This is a genomic window from Klebsiella sp. NPDC088457 (assembly GCF_044900465.1).
Taxonomy (GTDB): domain Bacteria; phylum Pseudomonadota; class Gammaproteobacteria; order Enterobacterales; family Enterobacteriaceae; genus Klebsiella.
Genome location: NZ_JBJDNH010000044.1, coordinates 39,934 through 48,053, shown reverse-complemented (window position 1 = coordinate 48,053; position 8,120 = coordinate 39,934). Strand labels below are relative to the sequence as shown.

At 61.1% G+C, this 8,120-nt stretch carries 8 protein-coding genes; 2 read left to right on the top strand and 6 right to left on the bottom strand.

What is annotated here, in order from left to right; translation table 11 throughout:
- Positions 1-1,008 (top strand): putrescine aminotransferase (gene ygjG, locus ACI2JR_RS22745; protein ID WP_462479533.1); only part of this gene is annotated, 1,008 nt, incomplete at its 5' end.
- A gap of 55 nt (positions 1,009-1,063) precedes the next feature.
- Here the strand turns inward: ygjG and lsrG are convergent.
- The 6 genes from lsrG to lsrA all read right to left on the bottom strand — a co-directional run bounded on the left by lsrG (position 1,064) and on the right by lsrA (position 6,895).
- Positions 1,064-1,360, bottom strand: a complete 297-nt coding sequence (gene lsrG, locus ACI2JR_RS22740) for a (4S)-4-hydroxy-5-phosphonooxypentane-2,3-dione isomerase (RefSeq protein ID WP_462479532.1) — start codon at positions 1,358-1,360, stop codon at positions 1,064-1,066.
- On the bottom strand, positions 1,357-2,244 hold the full coding sequence (gene lsrF, locus ACI2JR_RS22735; RefSeq protein WP_462479531.1) for a 3-hydroxy-5-phosphonooxypentane-2,4-dione thiolase: 888 nt from the start codon (positions 2,242-2,244) through the stop codon (positions 1,357-1,359). The genes lsrG and lsrF overlap by 4 nt, the downstream gene beginning before the upstream one ends.
- Before the next feature lie 11 nt (positions 2,245-2,255).
- Entirely contained in the window at positions 2,256-3,269 is a 1,014-nt protein-coding gene (gene lsrB / locus ACI2JR_RS22730; protein ID WP_132729614.1) for an autoinducer 2 ABC transporter substrate-binding protein LsrB, read from the bottom strand.
- A 129-nt stretch (positions 3,270-3,398) separates the two neighbouring features.
- The gene (gene lsrD / locus ACI2JR_RS22725; protein WP_132729613.1) at positions 3,399-4,376 is read right to left on the bottom strand and encodes an autoinducer 2 ABC transporter permease LsrD; all 978 of its coding nucleotides are present in this window, start codon (positions 4,374-4,376) and stop codon (positions 3,399-3,401) included.
- On the bottom strand, positions 4,377-5,411 hold the full coding sequence (lsrC, locus tag ACI2JR_RS22720; RefSeq protein WP_132729612.1) for an autoinducer 2 ABC transporter permease LsrC: 1,035 nt from the start codon (positions 5,409-5,411) through the stop codon (positions 4,377-4,379).
- Positions 5,408-6,895 (bottom strand): autoinducer 2 ABC transporter ATP-binding protein LsrA, encoded by a 1,488-nt coding sequence (lsrA, locus tag ACI2JR_RS22715; RefSeq protein ID WP_462479535.1) that lies wholly within the window; start codon positions 6,893-6,895, stop codon positions 5,408-5,410. Before lsrA ends, lsrC begins: the two co-directional genes overlap by 4 nt.
- A 217-nt stretch (positions 6,896-7,112) precedes the next feature.
- Between lsrA and lsrR the strand changes: the two genes are divergently transcribed.
- Positions 7,113-8,084, top strand: a complete 972-nt coding sequence (gene lsrR, locus ACI2JR_RS22710; RefSeq protein WP_132729611.1) for a transcriptional regulator LsrR — start codon at positions 7,113-7,115, stop codon at positions 8,082-8,084.
- Positions 8,085-8,120: the final 36 nt, after the last annotated feature.

The following is an 8,120-nucleotide window of genomic DNA, read 5'->3' as shown; positions in this document are numbered from 1 at the left end:
CTGCGGTCCATGCTGGCCAAAACGCTGGCCGCCTTAACGCCCGGCAAACTGAAATACAGCTTCTTCAGCAACAGCGGTACGGAGTCGGTCGAAGCGGCGCTGAAGCTCGCTAAAGCCTACCAGTCGCCGCGCGGCAAATTTACCTTCGTCGCCACCAGCGGCGCGTTTCACGGTAAATCGCTGGGCGCGCTGTCGGCCACCGCCAAATCGACATTCCGTAAGCCTTTTATGCCGCTGCTGCCGGGCTTCCGCCACGTACCGTTTGGCGATATCAACGCCATGCGCACGCTGCTCAGCGAGTGTAAGAAAACCGGTGATGACGTCGCGGCGGTGATCCTCGAGCCGATCCAGGGCGAAGGGGGAGTGATCCTGCCGCCGCCGGGCTATCTGCCTGCGGTACGTAAGCTGTGCGATGAGTTCGGCGCGCTGCTGATCCTCGACGAAGTACAGACCGGCATGGGGCGCACCGGCAAAATGTTCGCCTGCGAGCACGAAAACGTTCAGCCGGACATTCTGTGCCTCGCCAAAGCGCTCGGCGGCGGTGTGATGCCGATTGGCGCGACGGTTGCCACCGAAGAGGTGTTCTCGGTTCTGTTCGACAATCCGTTCCTCCACACCACCACCTTCGGCGGTAACCCGCTGGCCTGTGCGGCGGCGCTGGCGACGATCAACGTACTGCTGACGGAGAATCTCCCGGCGCAGGCGGAACAGAAAGGCGAACGGCTGCTGAACGGCTTCCGGCAGCTGGCTGACGCGTATCCGGACCTGGTAAATGAAGTACGCGGTAAAGGCATGCTGATGGCGATTGAGTTCGTCGATAACGAAATCGGCTATCACTTCTCCAGCGAGATGTTCCGCCAACGGGTTCTGGTCGCCGGGACGCTGAATAACGCCAAAACCATTCGCATTGAACCGCCGCTGACGCTGACGCCCGATCAGTGTGAGCAGGTCCTCAAAGCGGCGGGTAAGGCGCTGGCAGCTCTGCGCGTTTCCGTAGAAGAAGCCTGATCTCCCCTCGCCCTCCCCTCTGCGTATGGGCGAGGGGAGCGGCGAGGAGAATATCTCATCCCTGCGGTAATAAACCAATAAAGCTGCGCTTCTGCCGCGGCTGCGACATCATCTCATCCAGCTTTTCCACGCAGGCCAGATAGTGCGGGGTTTTCTTATGCGCCAGCACCGACTCATCATCTTTATAGGCTTCATAGATAAAAAAACGGGTCTTCACTTCCGGGTCCTGCAGGACATCGAAGCGCAGATTGCCCGGCTCCTGCAGCGCCCCCTCATGGTTAGCGCGAAAGACGTCGAGAAACTCATGCACCCGCTCCGGTTTGATATTAATTTCCACCAGCGTCACGTTCATTTCAGCTCTCCCTGTTTTTCTTCCTGCCAGAACTGGTACGCCTCGCGGGCGCTCATATTCTCATGGACCACTTTCTTCACCGCCTTCAGCATCGCGCGCGGCGCGCTGGACTGGAAGATATTGCGCCCCATATCAACGCCAGACGCCCCCTGATCAATCGCCCGCCAGCACATCTCCAGCGCGTCATGTTCCGGCAGCTTTTTGCCCCCGGCGATGACAATCGGCACCGGGCAGCTGGCGGTGACTTTTTCAAACCCCTCCTCGACAAAGTAGGTTTTAACGAACTGCGCGCCCATCTCGGCGGCAATACGGCTGGCGAGCGAGAAGTAGCGGGCGTCGCGGGTCATATCTTTGCCCACGCCGGTCACCGCCAGCACCGGCATGCCGTAGCGGTTGCCCGCATCCACCAGCTTAATAATGTTATTAATCGACTGATGTTCGTACTCGCTGCCGATATAGACCTGCGCCGCCACCGCGCAGACGTTGAGACGCAGCGCATCCTCCATCGCCACCGCGACGCACTCGTTGGAGAGCTCGCTTAAGATCGAGTTACCGCCGGAAGCGCGCAGCACCACCGGCTTATTGGTGGCGGCCGGGACCTGGCTGCGCAGCACCCCGCGGGTACACATCAGCACATCGGTCTCAGCAAACAGCGGCGCGATGGAGAGATCGATACGCTCAAGCCCGGTAGTCGGCCCCTGAAAATAGCCGTGGTCGAAAGCCAGCATCACCGTGCGGTTGCTCTGCGGGTTAAAGATCCGCGCCAGCCGGGACTGCATCCCCCACTCCAGCGAACCGCAGCCTTTCAACGTATAGAGCGTGTTCTTCTGCGGCCTGTCGAAGCCGAAGTCTTTCCCCTCTTTGATATCGTCTAAATCTGCCATCTCATCCTCCGTCAGAAGTCGTAGTTATTGATGTTCTCTTTGGTGAACACCACGCGCTCCGGCAGCAGCACGATACCGTTGCCTTTCGCCTCATACTGGTAGCCCTGGATGCTGTTCGGCTCGACCTTCAGCGTCCCGATATCTTTCACTGCCACGCTGTCCCCCACGTTAAGATCGCCTTTTTTCAGTAAGCGATCGGCGACGTTTACCGCAATTTTGCCTTGCTGGACCACATCCCACAGGCCGAACGCTTTCACCGTCCCGCGCTCGACGTACGGGCGCATCACGTTTGGGGTACTGAAGCCGACGATCGCCACCCCCTGGCGTTTGAGGTTTTCCGCCGCCTGGGCGGCTGCCGGCAGCGCGTTGGCGTCCGGGGCGATGATGGCGTCAAGATCCGGGTAGGCCTTTAAGATCCCTTCGGCGGTTTGCAGAGAGCGGGTGGCGTCGTTATAGCCAAACTGGGTGGTGACGATTTGCCACTGCGGGTGCTCTTTTTCGATTTTGGCTTTCGCCTCCTTCACCCACTGGTTCTGGTCGGTCACCGTCGGGCTGGAGTAGAAGAACGCCACTTTCGCCGCCGGTTTGCTCACCTGCCTGGCGGCCATATCCACCAGCAGGCCGCCAAGCTGCTGCGGCGTTCCCTGATTGATGTAAATACTGCGGCATTCGGGTTTGGTGTCGGAGTCCCAGGTCAGCACCTTCACGCCGCGCTGCATCGCCCGCTTGAGCGCCGGGCACAGGCCGTCCGGCGACACGGCGGAGACGATGATGGCGTTGTAGCCCTGGTTGACGAAGTTATTGATGAGCTGCACCTGGCCGGAGACGCTCGGCTCGGTCGGGCCGTCGTAGGTGACGTCCACCCCCAACGCTTTCCCCGCCTCTTTCGCGCCGTTGCCGCCGCTGGTAAAGAAACCGACGCCGACCAGCTTAGGAATAAAGGCGATACGGTCGGCCGCCTGGGCCGCCGCGACGCTCATGGCCAGCGCCAGGGTGCTTATTTGCAGGATATGCTTTGCTTTCATCTTGTTATGCTCCGATTGTTTTATACCCGTCATACTTCAGGTTGCATGTGCGTTGGCTACGTTCGTTCCCCCCCGCGGCCCCCGGGAACGCATAAACTTGCCGCCTTCTGGCAAAGTGCATGATTTCGGCTATGCGCGAGAAAGACGCCGCCAGGCCGTGCGCAGCCCTTCACGATGCAGGCTCAGCGAGCGCCCCATCACCACCACTACCAACAGCGCCCCTGACAGCGCGCTCGACACCTGGTTGGGGATGCCGACCATCTGTAAACCCTGTTGCAGATACCCCACCAGCAGCGCCGCCAGCGCCGTGCCGAGTATCGACCCCGACCCGCCATAAATATTCGCCCCGCCGAGCACCGCGGCAGTCAGCGCGGGCATCAGCAGGTCGCGGCCTAAATCCGAACGCGCCGAACCGAAGTAAGAGACCAGAATCAGCGCGGCCACCGCCGACGCCACGCCCACCAGGCCATACAGCACGTACGGCATGCCGTTCACCGACAGCGCGGCGTAGCGCGCCGCCCGCGGGTTTTGCCCGATCAGGAAGAGGTGGCGGCCGAAACGCCCGCGGTGGGTCAGCAGCCAGAAGAAAAAGGTGATAACGGCAAACAGCAGCAGCGGTAGCGGAAGACCGGCCAGCGTCAGGTTGGCGAAGGCGGTAAAGCTATCCGGGAAGCCGCCAATCCCTTCATAGCCGGTCGCCCCCGCGATGCCGGAAAGCAGCAGCGCCGCCCCGCCGTAGAGATAGAGCGTACCGAGGGTAATCACCAGCGGGCTGATGCCGGTATAGTGAATCAGGGCGGCATTCACCAGGCCGCACAGCAGCCCAATCAGCAGCGTCAGCGGAATCGCCAGCGCCATCGGCCAGCCCGCCTGCATCATCACCCCCAGCGCAATGGCGCACAGACCAATGGTGGATCCGAGCGAAATATCGATCCCGCCGCTGATGATCACCAGGGTCAGCGGTAGCGCGACAATGCCAATACAGATAAAGTCGCTGGTGCTGAACAGCAGCATGTTGATATCCAGCATCCGCGGATTGATCGCCCCAAACAGCAGAATTTCCACCGCCAGTAATACCAGCAGCGCGCTTTCCCAGTTGAGCTTCATCTACGCCACCTCTTTGTTTTTACGTTTTGCGAACGGGGTGACGTGCTTTCCCCCTTTATTGCCGGGCTGAAAGCGGCTGTATTTCAGCGCCCGCTGATGGCGCGCCAGCGCCTGACGTAGCCGACCGTCGAGTACCAGAACCCCCAGCAGCACCAGGCCGGCGATAAAGTCGTTCCACCACGCCGGCAGCCGGAACAGCACCAGCACGGTATCGATTTGGGTGAGAAAAAAGGCGCCGAGAAAAGCGCCGATCAGCGTCCCGGTGCCGCCAAGCAGCGAGATCCCGCCCAGCACGCAGGCGGCGATGGCCTTCATCTCCAGGCCGCTGCCGGTCTGATTGGGGACAAAACCGATCTGCGCGGCAAAGACGATCCCGGCGCAGGCCGCCAGCATGCCGTTGAGGGTAAAGGCCAACATACGGGTACGGTTCACCGCCACCCCAAGCTGGCGCGCGGCGGCCAGGTTGTCGCCCACGGCGTAAAAATCGCGACCGAACGCGGTGCGCGACAGCAGCCATGCGCCCGCCAGCAGCAGCGCCAGCACCAGCCAGCCCAAGGGCGATACGCCGATAAACAGCGGTTCGGAAAGCGATTTCAGGTCATCGGGCAGCCCCTCGATCCATTTCCCGCCGGTCCACAGCAGCATCACCCCGCGATACAGGCCAAGCGTGCCGAGAGTGGCGACAATCGCCGGAATACGCAGCCCGACCACCAGCAGGCCGTTAAAAGCCCCCGCCAGGGCGCCAATCGCCAGCGCAAAGGCGATTGCCGCCGTCAGGCCATATCCGTCGTTAAGCGCAACGCCGACCGCGATCGCACTCAGCCCCACGGTCGAACCAACGGAAACGTCGATATTACGGGTCAGCATCACCAGCGTCGCTCCCAGCGCCAGCAGGCAGAGAATTTGCGAGCTGGCAAAGATCATCGCCAGGGTCTGGAAGCTAAAATAGGCGGGATTGAGCGCGATCAGCAGCGCGAACAGCGCCAGAATCGCCAGCAGGGCGCTCAGCTCGCGGTTCCTGAATAACGTTTTCATGACTGCCCTCCAAAGGCCAGCGCCATCATGCGATCGACGGTCACCGCCGGCTTTATCAGCTCGCCGCTGTGCCTGCCCTGATGCATCACCAGCACCCGGTCGGCCAATCCGACAAACTCATCCAGATCGCTTGAAATCATCAGTACCGCCACGTTTTGCGCAGCGACGCTTTTCAGCAGCTGATAGATGTCGGCGCGGGCGGAAACGTCGACGCCGCGCGTGGGTTCATCGACGATCAGCAGCAGCGGGTTAGCCTCCAGACAGCGGGCCAGCAGGACCTTCTGCTGGTTGCCGCCGGAGAGCGTACGCACGGTCTGATCGCTGTGATTGAGTTTGATCCCCAGCGCCCGGTGGTAGCGCTCCACCACCGCCGCTTCGCGCTGACGCTGCTGCCACCACGACGGCTGGTTAAACATCACCGTGTTCCAGCGTACCGGCGCATCCAGGAACAGCCCGGAAACCTGGCGGTCTTCCGGTAAATAGACCAGTCCGCTGGCAAGCCGCGCGCGGGTGCTGTCGTGGCTGATGTCGCGGTTTTCCAGCCATACCCGCCCTGCCCGTGGCGGACGCAGGCCGTAGAGGGTTTCAGCAAATTCGGTGCGCCCGGAGCCCACCAGTCCGGCCAGGCCGACGATCTCCCCGGCATGGATCTCAAGACTGAGATCGATAAAGCCCTCGCCGGTCAGATCCTCTACCCGCAGTACCGGGAAATCCTGCGCCTGGGTCCGACGATTGCCCGGCAGCGCCAGCCACAGTTTCTGCGTATCGCTCAGATCGCGATCCCGCTCGACGGGCGTCATCGCGTTGATCAGCTGCGCATCGCTGTAGCCTGCGGTCTCTCCGCTCAGCACTACCGCGCCGTCACGCATCACCGAGACATGACTGGCGATCTGGCGGATCTCCGGCAGCTTATGCGAAATAAAGACGATGCCGACGCCGATCCCCTGCAGAGCGCGGATCTGGCGAAACAGCCGCTCGGTCTCCCCGGGCGTTAACGAGGCGGTGGGTTCATCGAGGATCAGGATCTGCGCGTCGCGCATTAACCCGCGGAGGATCTCCACCATCTGCTGATCCGCCACTTCCAGGGTTCCGGCCGCCGCCTGAAGATTGATCTGGCAGTGCAGCTGCTGCAGCGTCTCCCGTAAGCGCGCGTCGTTATCCGCGCGCTTCGGCAGGCGAAAGAGAATATTTTCCCGTACCGTCAGGTTGGGAAACAGCATCGGCTCCTGAGGCACCAGGTAGATCCCCAGCTGGTGGGCCAGCGCCGGATTGAGACGCGCAAAAGCGCGGCCGCCAAGGTTAAGTTCACCGTCATCTGGCGTTTCCACCCCGGCGATAATCTTCATCAGCGTCGATTTCCCGGCGCCGTTGCCGCCCATCAGCGCATGTACCTGCCCGGAAAAGAGCGTGAAATCAATGCCCTTCAGCACGGCGATGCCGGAGAACTGTTTGCGGATCTGGCGGGCTTCAAGCAATGGCTTCATCATCACGCCTCGGTTGAACAAATGATTTTTTAATTCAATAATGTTCAAAAGCGTAGACGGTGAACTATATTTACAACCGTGCAAAGATCACAGTTTTATGCTTTAGATCGTTGGAAAAAATCAGCCCACAATGAAAGATCGGTTTTGCCAGTCGGCTCACACTTTCCGACCGCGCAATAACGAACATATGATCTAAATTTTTATAAGAGTTCACTTTATGAGCGAAAAACGCATTACGGAAGAGGGCCGCTATGCCGGCCTGGCGTTAGCCGAAGAGGAGCTGGTGGCGCGGGTGGCCTGGTGTTACTACCACGATGGATTGACGCAGAACGATATCGGCGAGCGCCTGGGGCTGCCGCGGTTAAAGATCTCCCGTCTGCTGGAAAAAGGCCGCCAGTCCGGGGTGATCCGCGTGCAGATCAACTCCCGTTACGAAGGGTGCCTGGCGCTGGAGACCGAGCTGCAACAGCGTTTTAACCTGAAGATTGCCCGCGTGCTGCCGGCGCTCAATACGCCACCGATGAACGCGCGTTTAGGCATTGGCGCGGCGCAGTCGCTGATGGGAGTACTGGAACCGGGGCAGCTGCTGGCGGTGGGGTTTGGCGAAGCCACCATGAGTTGCCTGCAGCACCTGAGCGGCTTTATCAGCTCGCAGCAGGTGCGGCTGGTGACGCTCTCCGGCGGCGTCGGGCCCTATATGACCGGCATCGGCCAGCTGGATGCCGCCTGTAGCGTCAGCATTATTCCGGCGCCGCTGCGGGTCTCCTCCGCCGAAGTGGCGGAGATCCTGCGCCGGGAGTCGAGCGTCCGCGATGTCATGCTGGCCGCCACGGCGGCAGATGCGGCGGTGGTAGGCATTGGCGCTATCGATCAGCGCCGCGACGCCACGATTCTGCGTTCCGGCTATATCAGCGAAGGCGAACAGCTGATGTACGCCCGTAAAGGCGCGGTAGGCGACATTCTCGGTTATTTCCTGCAGGCCGACGGCAGGCGGGTTGAGGGGCTGGAGATACACCGGGAATTACTCGGCGTCACCCTCGATGAGCTGGCACAGCTGCCGACCATTGTCGGCGTTGCCGGTGGAACGGAAAAAGCGCAGGCGATTTATGCCGCCCTGATGGGCAAACGCATCAATGGCCTGGTAACGGAAGAGACAACAGCACGCGCGGTGCTCACGCTGGCCTCCTGATGGCCCTGCGCCGCGCAACAATCGCGAGGCGCATGT

Bases quoted from the DNA above. Each gene is read 5' to 3' on its own strand.
- lsrB (WP_132729614.1), bottom strand. From the start codon at position 3,269: ATGAAAGCAAAGCATATCCTGCAAATAAGCACCCTGGCGCTGGCCATG.
- lsrF (WP_462479531.1), bottom strand. From the start codon at position 2,244: ATGGCAGATTTAGACGATATCAAAGAGGGGAAAGACTTCGGCTTCGAC.
- lsrC (WP_132729612.1), bottom strand. From the start codon at position 5,411: ATGAAAACGTTATTCAGGAACCGCGAGCTGAGCGCCCTGCTGGCGATT.
- lsrD (WP_132729613.1), bottom strand. From the start codon at position 4,376: ATGAAGCTCAACTGGGAAAGCGCGCTGCTGGTATTACTGGCGGTGGAA.
- lsrA (WP_462479535.1), bottom strand. From the start codon at position 6,895: ATGAAGCCATTGCTTGAAGCCCGCCAGATCCGCAAACAGTTCTCCGGC.
- lsrG (WP_462479532.1), bottom strand. From the start codon at position 1,360: ATGAACGTGACGCTGGTGGAAATTAATATCAAACCGGAGCGGGTGCAT.
- lsrR (WP_132729611.1), top strand. From the start codon at position 7,113: ATGAGCGAAAAACGCATTACGGAAGAGGGCCGCTATGCCGGCCTGGCG.